Annotated in this window: 2 protein-coding genes (1 of these 2 running past the window's edge); both read right to left on the reverse strand. The window is 65.6% G+C overall.

Annotated elements, in window-relative coordinates:
- Positions 1 to 12,549, reverse strand: coding sequence for a non-ribosomal peptide synthase/polyketide synthase (locus PSH86_RS21145; protein WP_305484716.1), 12,549 nt, complete (start codon positions 12,547 to 12,549; stop codon positions 1 to 3).
- Positions 12,549 to 18,631 carry the 3' portion of a non-ribosomal peptide synthetase gene (locus PSH86_RS21150; RefSeq protein WP_305484718.1) on the reverse strand. Its footprint extends 5,005 nt past the window's final position, so 6,083 of the gene's 11,088 nt are visible here — the last part of the coding sequence; its start codon lies beyond the right edge, outside the window; it ends in the stop codon at positions 12,549 to 12,551. The genes PSH86_RS21145 and PSH86_RS21150 overlap by 1 nt, the downstream gene beginning before the upstream one ends.

Consider the following 18,631-nt stretch of genomic DNA (forward strand, 5'->3'; position numbering starts at 1 on the left):
TTAGGCAGCCTGCGCCACGCAGTGCTCGATCAACGCTTCCAGTTCCTCCTGGTACGCGCACATCAATCCCTCGACAGTCTCGGCACGGTAGCGGCGGGTGCTGAAGATGCAGCGCAGCGCCAGGCGCCCGTCGTACACCTGCCCCACCACTTCCAGCCAGTTGCCCAACGCGGCATGGGGGCTGTAGCAACTGCCGTAGCTTTCCGCCGCTGGCACCAGCAACGCCTTGTCGTCGAAACTCTGGTCGAACTGCCCCAGGTAGTTGAACGTCACCCGCGCCTGGGGGGCGCGGCCCAGGGTGGCGGCCATCGGCTCGCCGCTCATGTAGCGCAACACGCCATAGCCCAACCCCTTGTTCGGCACGGCGGCCAACTGCCGCTGCACCGCCCGCACCGACGTGCCGATGTCGGCGTCCGGGCTCGGGGTCAGGCGCACCGGGAACATGCTGGTGAACCAGCCCAGGCTGCGGCTCAGGTCGATGTCCTTGACCAAGTCCTCGCGACCATGCCCCTCCAGCTGGATCAGCACCGAAGGCTGCTGGCTCCAGCGGCACAACACCCGGCTCAGCGCCGCCAGCAACACGTCGTTGATCTGCGTCTGGTAGACCGCCGGCACCTGTTTGAGCAACTGCTGGGTGTGCTGCTCCGACAGGCTCAAATGCGCGACCGACTGGTACTGCACCTGGTTCTTGCCCCGCGGGTTGTCACACGGCAACTCGCTGCCCGGCTGGTCGATCTGCTCCAGCCACCAGGCTTTTTCCTGGGCCGGATAATCCCGTGCATAGGCCTGCAAGCCCTCGGCCCAGGCCCGGTAGCTGCTGGTGCGTATCGGCAGGTTCGGCGTCTGGCCGTCGCTGTAGGCCGCATAAGCGGTCTGCAAATCCTGCAGGAGCAAACGCCACGACACCGTGTCGATGACCAGGTGATGAATGACCATCAGCACACGAATCTCACCACTGCCCAAGGTCACGTGCGCGGTGCGCCACACCGGCCCGTTGTGCACATCGAGGCTGCGCTGTACCTGTTCGGCGTACAGCTCCAGCTCGGCTTCATCGGCCACCGTGTGCTGCCACAACAAGGGTTCGCTGGCCCACTGCGCCTGCATTTCCTCCAACGCCTGGTAATGTTGCAGGTGACGCCCGCCGACCTCATTGAAGCGCAGGCGCAAGGCGTCGTGCTGCTGCATCATGCCGCGCAACGCCAATTCCAGCGCCGTCAGGTTCAACCCCTGGCGGGCCCGCAGCATCAACGCCTGGTTGTAGTGGTGGGGTTCACTCATGCGCTGGTCAAACCACCATTGCTGGATCGGAATCAGGTTGAACTGCCCTTCACCCGCCACCTGGGTCACATCCTCGACCGTCACGGCAAGCGTGTTCGAACGCTGGTCGAAAATCGCCTCGATGGTCTGGCCACGCATCAGGTCCCGCAGCTTGAGCTCCATCTTCAGCTCCGGATGGTTGCGTACCCGCGAAACCACTTGCAGGCTGAGGATCGAGTCACCGCCCAACTCGAAGAAGTTGTCGGTGATGCCCACCCGCTCGACCTGCAACACCTCGGCCCAGACCTCGGCCAACAGCTGCTCATCGCGGTTGCGCCCGGGCACATACTCGGCGCCCTTGAATTCCGGCTCTGGCAGGGCCTGGCGGTCGAGCTTGCCGTTCGGCGTGACCGGCAACGCCTCCAGGCAGATGACCTGGGCCGGCACCATGTAATCCGGCAACTGCGCCCGCAGCTCGGCCTTGAGCCGATCACCGATGGCCATGCCCTCGGGGGTGACCACGTAGCCGATCAGTTGCTTGCCCGAGGCACTGTCGCGGGCGATCACCAACGCATCGCTGACGTCGTCCAACTGTCGCAAGCTGGCTTCGATTTCCCCCAGTTCGATGCGGAAACCCCGCACCTTGATCTGGTGGTCGATACGCCCGACGTAATCGAGCACCCCGTCGACACGCTGGCGCACCAGGTCGCCGCTGCGGTACAGGCGATCGCCCGGCTGGCCGAACGGGTCCGGCACGAAGCGCTCGGCACTCAGGTCCGGGCGGCGGTGATAACCACGGGCGATCCCCTCGCCACCGATGTACAACTCGCCGGCAATGCCCGGCGGCAACGGGTTGAGGTTGTCGTCCAGGACATACAAGGCGCGCTCGCCCACCGCCCGCCCGATCGGCGCGTAGGCGGCTTCGCAACGTTCGCTGGCCGGCACCTTCCACAACATGGGCGTGACCACGGTTTCCGTCGGGCCATAGCCGTTGGTGAAGCATTGCGGGCGCAGCGCCGCCTTCACTTGCTCGAAGGTCTGGTCCGGCACCGCATCGCCGCCGAAGCAGTACACCCGCACCGGCGGTGGCGACAGCTGGCTGTGGGCAGCGTATTCGGCCAGTTGCTTGAGGTAGGCCGGCGGGAAGCAGGCGATGGTGATGCCGTGGCGGTGCAAGGCGTCGAAGGTCTGCTCCGGCGTCCACAGCGCGCCGTCGCGAATCACCAGGGTGCCGCCGCTCAATAGCGTGCTCAGCCAGCGCTCATGGGCGCCGTCGAAGGCGAACGACATGAAATGCAGCTCACGGGTGTGCTCGTCCATGTCATACAGCCCGGCGATGGCCTGGCAATGCATGCTCATCGGCCCGTGCGCCACGGCGACGCCTTTGGGTCGGCCGGTGGAGCCGGAGGTGTAGATCAGGTAGGCCAGGTTGCCACCCAGCAAGCCGCTGTGCGGCGGCAGGTCGCTGTAGCCACGGCTGTCGAAACCGTCGATGACCAGGCGCGCCAAACCGTCGAGTTCAGGCAGGCGCCCCTGCACCCGGCTGTGGGTCAGCAACAGCGCCATGGCCGAATCTTCGATCATGAACGCCAGGCGCTCGGGTGGGTAATCGATGTCCAGCGGCACATACGCCGAGCCGCTTTTCATCACCGCCAGCAGCGCCACGACCATGTCCACCGAACGCTCCAGGGCCACGCCGACCACCACTTCCGGGCCGGCGCCGAGTTCGATCAAACGGTGGGCCAGGCGGTTGGCCCGACACTCCAGTTCGCCATAGTCCAGCGAGTCGTCGCCACACACCAGCGCCGTGGCCTGTGGACGCGACCGGGCATGCCGGCCAATCATTTCCGGCAGCAACTGCGCCTGATAGCAGCCGTTCGGTGCCGCGCTCCATTGCTCGAAGGCCTGCCACTGCTCCAGCGACAAGCGCTGCAGGTTGCCCAGGCACGCGTGGGGCGCATTGATCATCGCTTCCAGGGTGTCTTCCAGGGTCCGGCGGATTCGCTCCACCGCTTCGACACTGAAGGCGTTGCGCAGGAACAGGTACTCGATGGACAGCGTTTCACCCAGGTTGACCGCCAGGTCCATCGGGAAGTTGGTCACGTCATGATTGCGCGACTCGCCGAAACTCAGGCCGGTGTCCTGCTGGTCGGCCAGGCGTTCGTCGATGGGGTAGTTCTCGAACACGATGATGCTGTCGAACAAGCCCTGCCCGCCCAGGCCCGACCAGCGCTGGATGTCCGCCAGTGGCGCATGGGAATGTTCACGGAGGTCCAGGTTGTAGGCCTGCAACTGCTGCAGCCATTGATCCAGCGGCTGCTCCGGGTCCAGGGTCTGGATCACCGGCAAGGTGTTGATGAACAGGCCAAGGATGTTGTCGGCGTTGACCAGCCCCGCCGGACGCCCGGCGACGGTGGCGCCAAAGACCACGGTGTTTTGCCCGGTGAAGCGCTGCAGCAACAGCAGCCACGCCCCTTGGATCAAGGTGTTCGGTGTGATCTGCAAGGCGCGGCAGGCCTGTTGCAGCCGCGCGGTCTGCGCCGCGTCCCAGCGCGAATACAGCGCCTGGTGCCCCGGCAATGCCGCGACATGCCGCGGGAACATCGCCTGGTTGAGGGAGGTCGCCTGTTCCAATGGGTCGAGGCGGCTGCGCCAGAAGCGCTCCAGCGCACCCTGGTCCTGGCGTTGCAGCCATTCGATGAATTCGCGGTAGCGACCATTGCGGCTTGGCACCTGCCCATGGGCGTAGAACTGCAACACCTCACCGAACAAGCGCGAACTGCTCCAGCCGTCCATGAGGATGTGATGGCAGGTCCAGATCATCTGGTAGCGGTCGTCTTCCAGGCGCAGCAACAGCACCCGTTGCAAGGGCGCACGGCTCAAGTCGAAACCGGCCAGGTAATCGGCGGTCGCCCGGGCGCTGATCGCCTGCTCGCTGATGTCCTGTCCTCGCCAGTCTTCGATCTGCAACGGCAACTCAACGTAACGGTGGACGATTTGCACCGGCGCGCTCAAGCCATCCTGCCAGTGGAAACTGGTGCGCAGGATGTCCTCCCGCTCGATCACCGCGGTCCAGGCCCGGGCGAAACGCTCGGTGTCCAGGCCGTGTACCGGCAGGCTGATCTGGTTGATGTACAAGCCGGAGCTGTCGTCGGCCAGGGTGTGGAACAGCATGCCGTCCTGCATCGGCGACAGCGGGTAGATGTCCTCCACCTGGGCCACGGGCACCGGCAGGCCGTTGAGTTGCGACTGGCTCAGGCGCGCCAGCGGGAAGTCGGAAGGTGTCAGGCCCTGGTGCCCGTCGGTGCAGCAGTGGTCGATCAGTTGTTGCAACGCCACCGCGTAGGCATTGGCCAACTGCTGGAGCGTGGCCTCGTCGAAGACATCGCCACTGAAAGTCCAGTCCAGGGACAACTGGCCGTTGAAGATCCGGCCGTCGAGGGTCAGCCAGTTGCCCAGCGCCACGTCATCGCCGTGCCCTGCGCCACTGCCCTCCTCGCTTGGCACGAACAGCGCCTGCTCATCGAAGCTCTGGTCGAACTGCCCCAGGTAGTTGAAGGTGATGCGCGCTGGCGGCAGTTTTGCCAGCCGCTGCTGGACCGCTTCGGCACCGAGGTAGCGCAGGACGCCGTAGCCCAGGCCCTTGTTCGGCACCGCGCGCAGCTGTTCCTTGATCCGCTTGATGGACTCGGCGGGGTCGCTGGCCGGTGTCAGCAACACCGGGAACAGGCTGGTGAACCAACCGACGGTGCGGCTCAGGTCGATGCCATCGAACAGCTCTTCGCGGCCATGGCCTTCGAGCTGCACCAGGCAGGCCGGTTGCCCGGTCCATTGGCAGACCACTTGCGCCAGGGCGCTGAGCAGCAAATCGTTGACCTGGGTGCGATAGGCCGTCGGCGCTTGCTTGAGCAGACGCTGGGTCTGGGTAGCGTCCAGGCGTGTGCTCACCGAACGGCCATGGGCCGCGGCCTGGCTGCCTTCGGGACGGGCCCGTGGTAACGGCGGCAGAGGCTGATCCAATTGCCCGACCCAGTAATCCAGTTCCTTGTTCAGGGTTTCGCTGTGGGCGTAATCCTGCAACTGAGCGGCCCAGGCCTTGAACGCCGTGGACTTGCCCGGCAAGGCCGGCGCCTGGTTCGCCCGCAGTTGGCGGTAGACGTTTTGCAGGTCTTCCAGCAGCACCCGCCACGACACGCCGTCCATGACCAGGTGATGAATCGCCAGGTGCAGGCGCGAACTGCCGTCCTGCACCGCGATCAGGCTGCAGCGCAGCAACGGGCCGTGCTGCAGGTCGAGGCTGCGTTGCGCCTGGTCGGCGATGGCGACGATCTCGGCGGCGTTCTGGGCGGTGCGCTGCCAGATCTCCAGCGGTTGCTCATCCACGGCCTGATGGCTGGCGTGCCAGCGGCCATCGTCGGCCTGGGTGAACCGCAGGCGCAGGGCATCGTGATGGGCCACCACGTGCTGGAGGGCCTGTTGCAGATGCACGATGTCCAACGGTTCGCGCGGAGTCAGCAGGACCGATTGATTCCAGTGGTCGCGGTGCGGGATATCGCTGGCGAAAAACCAGTGCTGCATCGGCACCAGCAAGCTGTCGCCGGTGACCGGTGCCAGGTCGATCACCGCCTCATCGGCCACCATGGCGACCCGCGCCAGGGCCTGGATGGTCTGGTGCAGGAACAGGTCCTTGGGAGCCAGGCCGATGCCTTGGGCACGCGCCCGGCTGACCACCTGGATCGAGTTGATCGAGTCGCCACCCAGGGCGAAGAAGTTGTCGGCGGTGCCCACCCGCTCGACGCCGAGTACCCCTTGCCAGATCTCCACCAGCGCCCGCTCGATGGCGTTGACCGGTGCCGTGAATGCTTCTTGGCGTTCGGCCAGGTCCGGCGCCGGCAGCGCCTTGCGGTCGAGTTTGCCGTTCGGGCTCAGCGGCATGTGTTCCAGGCGGGTCAGGTGCGTCGGCACCATGTGTTCCGGCAGGTTCAGGCGCAAATGGACCAGAAGCGCTTCACGCAGCAGCGACCAATCACCGGTTGCCTCGGCCTGGACGACCACGTAGCCGCTCAGCACCTTGCCGCTGCGGCTGTCCTGGGCCACCACCACCGCTTCGCGCACCGCCGCATGTTCAAGCAGGCGCGCTTCGATCTCGCCCAATTCGATACGGAACCCGCGGACCTTCACCTGATGGTCGATCCGGCCGATGTAGTCGATCACCCCGTTCGGGCGATAGCGCGCCAGGTCGCCGGTGCGGTACAGCCGCTCGCCGGCCACGAACGGGCTGGCGACGAAACGCTCGGCGGTCAGTTCGGGGCGGCGGTGATAACCGCGGGCCAGGCCCTGGCCGCTGAGGTACAGCTCGCCGTTGACGCCGCTCGGCACCGGGTTCAGTTCATCGTCGAGGATGTAGGTCATCAGGTTGGCAATCGGCTCGCCAATCGGCACCGCATCGCGCCCTTCGTCGCGGCAGGTCCAATGGGTCACGTCGATGGCCGCTTCGGTCGGACCGTACAGGTTATACAGCCGGGCATCGGGCAACTTGGCGAACACCTGCTGCTGGGCATCCACCGGCAGGGCTTCGCCGCTGCAGACAATACGGGTCAGGCTGGTGCAACGACTGACGTTGGCGTCGAGCACGAACGCTTGCAGCATCGACGGCACGAAATGCAGGGTGGTGATGCTTTCCCGTTCGATCAGGCTGACCAGCTTCTGCGGATCGCGATGATCCCCCGGTGCCGCGACGACCAGGCGCACGCCCGTCATTAGCGGCCAGAAGAATTCCCAGACCGACACGTCGAAACTGAACGGGGTCTTCTGCAAGACACTGTCGCCCGCCTCCAGGCCATAGGCCTGTTGCATCCAGCACAAGCGGTTGGTCAGCGCGCCATGGCTGTTGCCGGCGCCCTTGGGCTTGCCGGTGGAGCCAGAGGTGTAGATCACATAGGCCAGGTTCTCGGCGACGACCCGGGAAGGTGGGTTGTCGGTGGGATAGTCCCGCAGCCAGGCGTCGTCCCCATCCAGCACCAAGGGGGTGACACCGCCCCCTGTGGGAGCGAGCTTGCTCGCGATAAGGCCCTCACCTTCAACATCACTATTGACTGAACCACCGCCATCGCGAGCAAGCTCGCTCCCACAGGACAGCGGTAGTTGGTTGAGCAACGAGCTTTGGGTCAGCAGCAGCTCGATGCCGCTGTCCTCGATCATGTAGGCCAGGCGCTCCGTCGGGTACTCCGGGTCCAGCGGCACGTAGGCGCCGCCGGCCTTGAGGATCGCCAGCAGGCCGACGACCATCTCCACGCTGCGCTGCACCGCGATGCCCACCAGCACATCCGGGCCGATGCCGCGGGCGATCAAGGCGTGGGCCAACTGGTTGGCGCGGGCGTTGAGCCGGGCATAGCTCAGCGATTGCCCTTCGAACACCAGTGCCTCGGCGTGTGGGTCACGCTCGACCTGGGCTTCGATCAACTGATGCACCGGAACATGGTTCGGGTAGTCGGCGTAGGTGCGGTTCCAGTCCTCGACGATCACGCGCCGCTGCGCCCCGTCCAGCATCGGCAGTTCGGCGATGCGCTGGGGCGGGTTGGCGACGATGGCGCGCAACAGGTTCAGCCAGTGCTCGCCCAGGCGGGCGATGGTGCCCGGTTCGAACAGGTCGCGGGCATAGGTCAACGCGGCGCTGAGGCCATCGGCGTATTCGAAGGTGTCCAGGGTCAGGTCGAACTGCGCGGTACCTGAGTCCCAGGTCAGTTGCTCCAGGCTCAGGCCCGGCAACGCCGACAGATCCCGGCGGGCCTCGCTGGCATGGTTGAACATCACCTGGAACAACGGCGTGTGACTCAGGTTGCGCGCCGGTTCCAGCCGTTCCACCAGTTGTTCGAACGGCAGGTCCTGGTGGGCCTGGGCGCCCAGTGCGCGTTGCTTGACCTGTTCGAGCAATTGGTCGAACCGCAGGTTGCCGTCGATGTCGGCCTTGAGCACCTGGGTGTTGACGAAAAAGCCTAGCAGGCGCTCGGTTTCCTCCCGGTTACGGTTGGCGATCGGCACGCCGACGCGGATGTCGTCCTGGCCGCTGTAGCGGTGCAGCAAGGTCTGGAAGCCGGCGAGCAAGAGCATGAACAGCGTGCTGTTGTGTTGCTGGGCCAGGCGCTTGAGGCCTTCGGCCAAAGCCGGCTCGATGACGATGGGCAGCCGTGCGCCCCGATAGCTTTGCTGGGCCGGGCGCGGATGGTCGGTCGGCAGTTCGAGAATCGGTTGTTCGCCGCCCAACTGCTCGAGCCAGTAATCGAGTTGACGTTGTTGCTCCCCCGCCGCCAGCCATTGCCGCTGCCAGTGGCCGTAGTCGGCGTACTGGATCAGCAGCGGCGCCAGCGCCACGGGCTGGCCCTGGCTGAAACCCGCGTACAACTGCAGCAGGTCGTCGACCATGATCTGCATCGACCAGGCATCGGACACGATGTGGTGCTGGGTCAGGATCAGCACATGCTCATCAGCCCCCAGTTGCAACAACTTGACCCGCAGCAACGGACCGCGCTGCAAATCGAACAATCGTCGGGTTTCGGCTTCGATCAAGCCGCGCAAGGCCTGTTCATCGATACCGGCGTCCACCGATTCCACCGCCAGGGTCAGCGGCGCCGGTGCATCGATCACTTGCAGGGGACGCTCATTGTCGAGCACGAAGCGGGTCCGCAGACTCTCGTGACGCGCCACCAGTGCATCGAAGCTCTGTTGCAACGCGGCACGGTCGAGGGCACCGCGCAAACGCAGCGCGGCGGGAATGTGATAGGCGCTGCTGGTGGGTTCCAGTTGCCAGAGAAACCACTGCCGCTGCTGGGCGTACGAGAGCGCCAGTGGCTGGTCGCGAGGAATACGGGGGATGCTCGGCTCATCATTCGCCGACGTCGTGCCCAGGGCCTCGACAAACGCTCGCAGGCTGTTGTGGGCGAACAACAGGCGAAGCGGCACCTGGACATTCAGTTGCTGGCGAATCCGCGACATCACCTGGGTGGCCAGCAAGGAATGGCCGCCCAGTTCGAAGAAGTTGTCATCCAGGCCCACCCGCCGGACCTTGAGGATATCGGCCCAGATCGTCGCCACCGCCTGCTGCACGGAGGTCTGCGGCGCGACATAGGTTTTCTGCCACTGGCTGGCATCGGGCTTGGGCAACTGCTTGCGATCCAGCTTGCCGTTGGGCGTCAGCGGGAAGCGCGGCAACAGCACCACGTGGGCCGGCACCATGTAGTCGGGCAGATTGACCTTGAGCCCTGCGGTGAGGCTGTCACGCAGGTCGCTCTGGGCGGTGGCGTCCAGGTCATCCAGTTCGGCGGTTGGGACGATGTACGCCACCAGCGCCTGGCCGCCCGGCGCGTCCTGGGCCAGCACCGCCGCTTCGCGCACGCTGCCCTGTTCCAGCAGGCGCGCCTCGATTTCCCCCAGTTCGATGCGGAACCCGCGGATCTTCACCTGGTGGTCGATGCGCCCGAGGTATTCGAGGATGCCGTCGGCACGCTGGCGCGCCAGGTCACCGGTGCGATACAGGCGCTCGCCGGCGACAAACGGATGGGGCACGAAACGTTCCGCGGTCAGCGCCGGACGCTGGAAATAACCCCGGGCCAGGCCCTGGCCGCCGATCAGCAATTCACCGGCCACGCCATAGGGCACCGGCATCAGGTCGGCACCGACGATGTACAGCGTGGTGTTGTCGATGGGGCCGCCCAGCCACGGTTGCGCAGCCTGGGTTTGCAACGGGTGCAGGGCCGACCAGATGGTGGTTTCCGTCGGGCCGTAGAGGTTCCACACTTCACCGCCAAGGGCGAGCATGCGCACGGCCAGTTCCCGGGGCAGCGCCTCGCCACCGCACAGGCACTTGCAGCCGCGCAAACCCTGGGCGTGCTCGTTGTCCAGCAACATGCGCCAGGTCGACGGCGTGGCCTGGACCACGTTGACCTGCTCCGCCGCGATCAGCGCCAACACCGCGTACGGGTCCTGGGCGATGTGTTGGCCGGTCAGCACGATGCACGCGCCGACCATCAGCGGCACGTAGATTTCCAGGCCGAAAATATCGAACGAGAACGTGGTCAGCGACAACGCCCGGTCCTGGGCGGTCATGCCCGGCGCCTTGGCCATGCTCGCGACGAAATTGGTCAGCGCGCCGTGGCGCACCATCACGCCCTTGGGCTTGCCGGTGGAGCCGGAGGTGTAGATCGCGTAGGCCAGGTGCTCCGCATCCAGGCGCGTCGCCGGCGCCTCGCAGGCATAGCCGTCGAGCCAGTCACCCTCCTGGTCCAACACCAGCGTGGTGATGCCAACACCGGCCCCTGTGGGAGCGAACCTGTGGGAGCAAAGCTTGCTCGCGATAGCGTCGGCACACCCACCATCACCATTGACTGAACTACCGCCATCGCGAGCAAGCTTTGCTCCCACAGGCTCGCTCCCACAGGGTGCCGAGAATCGGTTGAGCAGCGAGTTCTGGGTCAGCAGCAGCTCGATGCCGCTGTCTTCGATCATGTAGGCCAGGCGGTCCTGGGGGAACGCCGGGTCCAGCGGCAGGTAGGCGCCGCCGGCCTTGAGGATCGCCAGCAGGCCCACCAGCATGTGCGCGCTACGCTCCACGGCAATGCCGACCAGGACATCGGGGCCGACGCCAAGGCTCTGCAGCTTCCCCGCCAGTTGATTGGCCCGGGCATTGAGTTGGCCGTAGCTCCAGCGTTCGTCGTCGATCACCAGCGCCGGAGCGTCCGGGGTGCGCGCCGCTTGTCGTTCGAATAATTGATGGACAAACCCCGCCTCGGGCGCTGGCGCCGCGTTGCGCTGGCCGTCGTCGAGCTGGGCCTGGCGTTCGGCCGCGTCGAGCAACGGCAGTTCACCGATGCGCTGCGTCGGGTCGGCCACGATTGCCCGCAACAGGTTCTGCCAATGCCCGGCCATGCGCGCGATCGTCTCGGCGCCAAACAGGTCGGTGGCATAAATCAGCCCTGCCGAGAGCCCTTCGCTGTGCTCCACGGTTTCCAGGGTCAGGTCGAATTGCGCCGTGTGCGAATCCCAGCGCAGCCCCTCGACTTTCAACGCACCGACCGGCCCCTCGCCCGCCGGGCCTTGGGTCCGGTGGTTGAACATCACCTGGAACAGCGGGCTGTGGCTCAGGTTGCGCTCAGGCTGCAACGCCTCGACCAGTTGCTCGAACGGCAGCTCTTGGTGCGCCTGGGCGCCCAGGGCTGCCTGCTTCACTTGTTGCAGCAGGGCACCAAACGAATCCTGGCTCTGGACATCGCTGTCGAGCACCTGGGTGTTGACGAAAAAGCCGATCAGGCGCTCGGTCTCGACCCGGTTACGGTTGGCCGTCGGCACGCCGACACGAATATCGTGCTGGCCGCTGTAGCGATGCAGCAGCGCCTGGAACGAGGCCAGCAGAAGCATGAACAGGCTGACGCCTTCGCGCTGGGCCATGTGCTTGAGGTCGCCGGCCAGTACCGCATCGATGGCAAGTTCCAGCCGCGCGCCGCGATAGCTCATCACCGCCGGACGGGGGAAATCGGTGGGCAGTTCCAGCACCGGTTGCTGGCCACTCAAGCGTGCGGTCCAGTATTCCAACTGTCGTTCACGCTCGCCCGCCTCCATCCAGTGCCGCTGCCAGATGGCGTAGTCGGCATACTGGATCGGCAGCGCCGGCAGCTCCGGCACGTGGCCCTGGCTGAAGGCGGCGTAGCCATTGACCAGTTCCTCGACCATCACCTGCATCGACCAGCCATCGGCAACGATGTGGTGCAAGGTCACGATCAGCACATGGTCATCCGCCGCCAACCGCAGCAGGCGCGTGCGCAGCAACGGCCCTTGTTGCAGGTCGAAGAGCTGGCGGGTTTCGGCTTCGATCAACTGGCGCAGCTGGGTTTCGTCCGGCCGTTGTTCCAACGTGTCTGCCTGCAAGCGCACTGGCGCCGCCGCGTGCACCTGCTGCACGACCTGCTCGCCCTGGGTCTGGAAGGTGGTGCGCAGGCTCTCGTGACGCGCCACCAACGCCGTGAAACTCTGCTCCAGCGCAGCGATGTCCAGCGGCCCGCGCAAGCGCAGGGCCGTAGGCATGTGGTAGGCCGCGCTCTCGGGGTCCAGCTGCCACAGGAACCATTGGCGTTCCTGGGCAAATGACAGCGACAACGTGTCGAACTCGGCACTGACGGGCGCAATGGGCAGGTTCGCTGGGGAAACGTTCTCTTCGAGCATTTTCTGCAAGTACAAGCGACGTTTTTCCAGCGGCAGCGTTATGAAGCGCCTGGCAATACGTTGTGCGACAGCGGTGTCCATCAAACCTCCTCAAATTCATCGAGCAGCGCTTCAAGCTTGCTCAATTTCGACGTACTCATGGGTTCGCCGGCAGGCTCGAGTTGCGCCACGAACGCGCCGAGTACCGGGAATTGGAAAATCAGTTGCGGGGTCAAGGTCAGGCCCAGCTCCAGTTGCAGGCGCGAGACCACGCTCACCACCAGCAGCGAATGCCCGCCCAGCTCGAAGAAGTCGTCGCCCAGCCCGACCCGCTCGACCTTGAGCACGTCTTGCCAGATGGCCGCGACCCGGCATTCGAGGTCGCTCTGCGGTGCGAGGTAAGCCGAGTGCAGGGCACGGGTGTCCGGTGCCGGCAAGGCCTTGCGATCGAGCTTGCCGTTGGGGGTCAGCGGCAAGCGGTCGAGGAAGACCCAATGGGTCGGCACCATGAAGTCCGGCACCTGGGCCGCCAGTCGCGCCTTGAGCCGGTCGCTCAGGCTGGCCTGGTCAAGAGGGCTGTCGAGCGGGCTGTCCTGGCCGACCAGGTAGGCCACCAGGTTCGGCCCGCTCACGTCGTCCCGCGCCAGCACCACCGCATCGCGCACATCGGCATCGGCCTGCAGGCGCGCTTCGATTTCCCCCAGTTCGATGCGCAGGCCACGGATCTTCACTTGATGGTCGATCCGGCCGAGGTACTCGATCACCCCGTCCGCGCCGTAACGCGCCAGGTCACCGGTGCGATACAGGCGACCGCCGGCATCTGGCGCGAACGGGTCGGGAATGAAGCGTTCGGCGGACAGTGCCGGTCGTTGGTGGTAACCACGGGCCAGGGAATCACCGGCGATGTGCAACTCGCCGACGGCGCCCACGGCGCAAGGCCGCAACGCCGCGTCCAGCACGTAGGTGCGCACGTTATCGATGGGACGGCCGATGGCGATGATCCGCTCGGCGTCCTCTTCGCGGCCGCGCACCACGGCATGGCTGCTGGTGTCGATGGTCGCTTCGGTCGGGCCATAGAGGTTGCGCAGCTCGCCCTCGAACAGCGCCATGACCTGGCGTGACAGGTGCGTGCTCAAGGCCTCGCCGCCGCACAGCAGCAGGCGCAGGGAGGCCAGTTGCTCGCGGGTCGCCAGAGGCAGCAAGGCCTGCAACAGCGAGGGCGCCATTTGCAGCACGCTGATGCGCCACCGCGCCACGTCGGCCCAGAGGGTGGTCAGGTCGAGGTTCAGGTGCGGGCTGGCGAGCACCAGTTGCGCGCCGCTCATCAACGGCAGCCAGAACTCCCAGACCGAGGCATCGAAACTGATCGCGGTTTTCTGCAGGACGCGGTCGGCGGCGGTCAGTTTCAAACAATCCTGCATCCACGCCATGTGGTTGCTCAGGCCGGCATGGCGAAGGGTCACGCCCTTGGGCTTGCCGGTGGAGCCGGAGGTGTAGATCACATAAGCGAGGTGCTCGCCGTCGATGGCCACGCCCGGGTCGCGCTCGCTGTAGCCGGCCAGCCATTGCCCGGGCTGATCCAACAGCAGCGTGGCCACGGCAGCGTCGCCGAACAGCGGCAACCCATCGGTATCAGTGAGGAGCAAGGCGATGCCGCTGTCCTCGACCATGTACGCCAGGCGATCCCGCGGATAGGCCGGGTCCAGCGGCGCGTAGGCGCCACCGGCCTTGAGCACCGCCAGCAAGCCGACGACCATCTGCACGCTGCGCGACAGCGCCAGCCCCACCAGCACGTCAGGGCCGATGCCGCGTTCGATCAAGCCATGGGCCAGGCGATTGGCCCGGGCGTTGAGCTCGGCGTAAGTAAGCGTTTCCTGCTCGCTGACCACGGCGACCGCGTCGGGGGTGCTTCGGGCCTGGGCCTCGATCCATTGATGGACCGGGCGCCGAGGCGGCTCCACCACCGAAGTGGCGTTCCAGTCGTGCAGCAGCCTGTCACGGGTCACCTCATCCAGCAGTTGGATGTCGCCCACGCAACCGCCGGCCGGCAGGCTCACCATCTGCGCGAGCACGTAGGCCACCTGCTCAGCCAGGCGCTCGACGGTGTGTATAGGGAAAGCAGCATGGGCATAGGTGAAGTGCAGGCTCAGGATGTCAGTTAGATTGACGGCCAGGGTCAACGGGAAATTAGTCTGTTCCTGGCTGGCCACGCTGCCGAAGCTCAAACCCGAGGGCGCCTGCGCTTGCAGGGCCCGGGACACGGGGTAGTTTTCGAACACCAGCAAGGTGTCGAACAAACCGTCACCGCCCTGCCCGGCCCAGCGCTGGATCTCGAACAATGGCGTGTGCTCGTGCTCGCGCAAGGCCACGTTCTGGCCCTGGATCTGTTGCAGCAGTGCGCTCAGCGCTTGCTCCGGACGCGGGCTGGCGATGACCGGCAAGGTGTTGATGAACAGGCCGATCTGCTGCTCAACGCCCTTGAGCTCGCTCGGCCGCCCCGACACGGTGGCGCCGAAGGCCACGGTGGCGTGCCCGGTGTAGTGCTGCAGCAGTAACAACCAAGTCGCCTGGACGACGGTGTTGAGGGTGACTTTCTGCTGGCGGGCGAACTCGCTCAGGCGTTGGGTCTGCTGGGGCGTCAGGTCGTGGTAGTGGCTGGCGTGGCTGCTTTCCAACGCCGGTTGCAGCGGTGCGACACGGGGCTCGGCCAGACGGGTCGGCACCTCCAGGCTTTGCAATTGCGCCAGCCAGAAGGTTTCGCTGGCCTGGGCGTCGCGGCCTTGCAGCCAGGCGATGTAGTCCCGATACCGCCCGGCCGGGCGCGGCAGGGCCTGGCCGTCGTAGCGTTGCAGGACCTCGCCGAGCAACTGCGAGTTGCTCCAGCCGTCCATCAGAATGTGGTGATGGGTGTAGATCAGGTGATAACGCCGCTCAGCGGTGCGCACCAGCACCAGGCGCAGCAACGGCGCGCAGGCCAGGTCGAAGCCCTGTTCGCGCTCGGCGTCCGCCCGTTCGGCCAGGGCCTGGGTGGCATCGGCACGGGCGCTCCAGTCCAGGGAGGTGAACGGCACTCGCACCTGCTTGTGCACCACTTGCACCGGCCGCTCGCTGCCCTGCCAGATAAAACTGCTGCGCAGGCTGTCATGGGCATCGACCGCCGCTTGCCAGGCCGCCTCGAAACGCCGAGGGTCGAGGCCTTCGATGTCCAGGCGCATCTGGTTGATGTACTGGCCACTGCCCGCTTCGTACAGGCTGTGGAACAACATGCCTTGCTGCATCGGTGCCAGCGGGTAAAGGTCTTCCACCCCGCGTGCCGACAGCGCCAGGCCATCGAGTTGTGCCTGGGTCAGGCCGGCCAGGGGAAAGTCCACCGGCGTCATGCCCTGGCTCGTCGGGTCGCAGCAATGGGCGATCAACAGCGCCAGCTCACGGGCGTACTCATCGGCCAACCGCTGGATGGTCGCCGGCTCGAACTGTTGCGCACTGAACGTCCAGCCCAGCCGCAGCGCGCCATCGAACACCTGACCGTTGAGCGTCAGCCAGTTGCCCAGGGTGGTCAGCGGGCTTTGCTCGTCGCCGGCGCTTTCGCTGGCCGGGCTGAACAGCGCGCCTTGGTCCTGATCGAAACTGCCGTCGAACTGGCCGAGGTAGTTGAAGGTGATGCGCGGCACCGGCAAGGCTTCCAGGGCCGCCCGACTGGTGTCGTCACCCAGGTAACGCAGCGCACCGAAGCCCACGCCTTTGTCGGGAATCGTCCGCAGCCCTTGCTTGATCGACTTGATCGAGTCCGCCAGTTCGACCGCCGGCGACAACCGCACCGGGAACAGACTGGTGAACCACCCCACCGTGCGGGTCAGGTCGACGTTGGCGAACAGCTCTTCGCGGCCATGGCCTTCGAGCTGGAGCAACAGGCTGTCGTGGCCGGTCCAACGGCAAATCACCCGGGCCAGGGCCGTGAGCAACAGGTCATTGACCTGGGTGCGATAGGCCGCTGGCGCCTCTTGCAGCAACTGCCGGGTCAAGGGCGCGTCCAGCCGTGTGTGAACGGTGACGGCCTCGCGGTTTTGCCCGATCGCCTCGGGGTCGAGGCACGGCAGATCGGTCGGTGCGTCGTGCAGTAGCCCTTGCCAGTAGGCCAATTGCTGCTGCAGCTCCGCGCTGCGAGCGTGGGCTTGCAACTGCTCGGCAAAGGCCTTGACCGAGCTGGTCTTGGCCGGTAATTGCAGGGCTTGGCCGGCGAGCAACTGCTGGTAGGCGGTTTGCAGGTCGTCGAACAGAATCCGCCACGACACACCGTCCACCGCCAAGTGATGAACCACCAGCAACAGGCGCTGGCTGCCATCGGCCAAGGTCGCCAGGACGCCGCGCAACAGCGGCCCGGCGTCCAGGTCGAGGCTGCGCTGGGCCTGATTGGCGAGGGTTTCCAGCGCGCTGGCATCGGCCACGTCACGCTGCCACAGCAAACCGTTGCTCGCCCAAGCCTGTTGTTGCGCCGCCACCTCACGGTGTTCGGCGCGCCATCCTTCGGCGGTTTCACTGAAGGACAAACGCAAGGCGTCGTGGTGCAGCACCAACGCCTGCAAGGCCTGCCCCAACACGGAAGCTTGCAACGGGCTGGCCGGTTTCAGCAGCACCGACTGGTTGTAGTGGTGACGCTCGGGAATCACCTCGGCGAAAAACGCCTGCTGGATCGGCAACAACGGTGTCGACCCTTCGGTCGACGCTTGATCGATGGCCTGCGCCTGCCCACCCATTTGGGCGACGCTCGCCAGCGCCTGCACGGTCTGGTGCTGGAACAAGTCCTTGGGGGTAAAGCGGATGCCCGTCTGACGGGCGCGGCTGACCACCTGGATGGAGACAATCGAATCGCCGCCCAGCTCAAAGAAGTTATCGCTCAAGCCGACCCGCTCGACTTTGAGCACGTCTTGCCAGATCGTTGCGATCTGTTGCTCCAGTTCACTTCGCGGCGCCACGTAGTCCTGCTGGATCTGGCTGGCGTCGGCGGTTGGCAAGGCCTTGCGATCGAGCTTGCCGTTGGCGGTCAGCGGCCATTGCTCGAGGAACAGCAGGTGCGTTGGCACCATGTAGTCCGGCAGCTCGGCCTTGAGTTGGGTCTTGAGCTGCTCGCGCAGGCCGGCTTCGTCCTCGCCGACTTGCGCCGCAATCACGTAACCCACCAGTTGCTGGCCGCTCGGCCCTTCTTGGGCCAACACCAGCGCTTCGCGTATCGATGCCAGGGCGTTCAGGCGCGCTTCGATTTCGCCCAGCTCAATGCGGAAGCCACGGATCTTCACTTGATGGTCGATGCGGCCGACGTACTCGATCACCCCATCGCTGCGGTATTGCGCCAGGTCGCCGGTGCGGTACAAACGTGCGCCGCTGTCGCCGAACGGGTCGGGGATGAACCGCAATGCGGTGAGGTCGCCACGATTCAGATAACCCCGGGCCAGGCCGGCGCGACCGACGTACAACTCTCCGATGCAGCCTTTCGGCACCGGATTCAAATCGCCGTCCAGCAGGTACCACGACAGGTCGGCAATTGGCTCGCCGATGGGGCTGCTGGCGTCCTGTTCCAGATCCGCTATCGACAGCGGACGGTAAGTCACGTGCACGGTGGTTTCGGTGATGCCGTACATGTTGATCAGTTGCGGTGCCGCATCGCCGAAACGCTCGAACCACGGGCGCAAGGACTTGACGTCCAGCGCCTCGCCGCCGAACACCACGTAGCGCAAGGCATTGCTTCGCGAGTCGGCGCAAGCCTCGTGCATCAATTGCTTGAACGCCGATGGCGTCTGGTTGAGCACCGTCACCCCGGCGTCGCAGAGCAATTCGTGGAACTGCTGCGGGGAACGGCTGATGTCGTACGGCACGATAAGCAACTCGCCGCCGTGGAGCAGTGCGCCAAAGATTTCCCAGACCGAGAAATCGAACGCGTAGGAATGGAACAGGCTCCAGACATCCACCGCACCGAAGTTGAACCACGGCTCGGTGGCCTCGAACAGGCGCAGCACGTTGTGGTGCGGCAGCAACGTGCCTTTGGGGTTGCCGGTGGAACCGGAGGTGTAGATCACGTAGGCGAGGTTTTCGGCGTCCATCGACACCTGCGGATCGCTGTCGGCGAATGCACTGACGTCGGCGTCCAGCAGCAGCGTTTGCACGCCGTCCGGCACCGGCAGCTGATCGA

This window comes from Pseudomonas sp. FP2300 (assembly GCF_030687595.1).
Taxonomy (GTDB): Bacteria; Pseudomonadota; Gammaproteobacteria; order Pseudomonadales; family Pseudomonadaceae; genus Aquipseudomonas; species Aquipseudomonas bijieensis.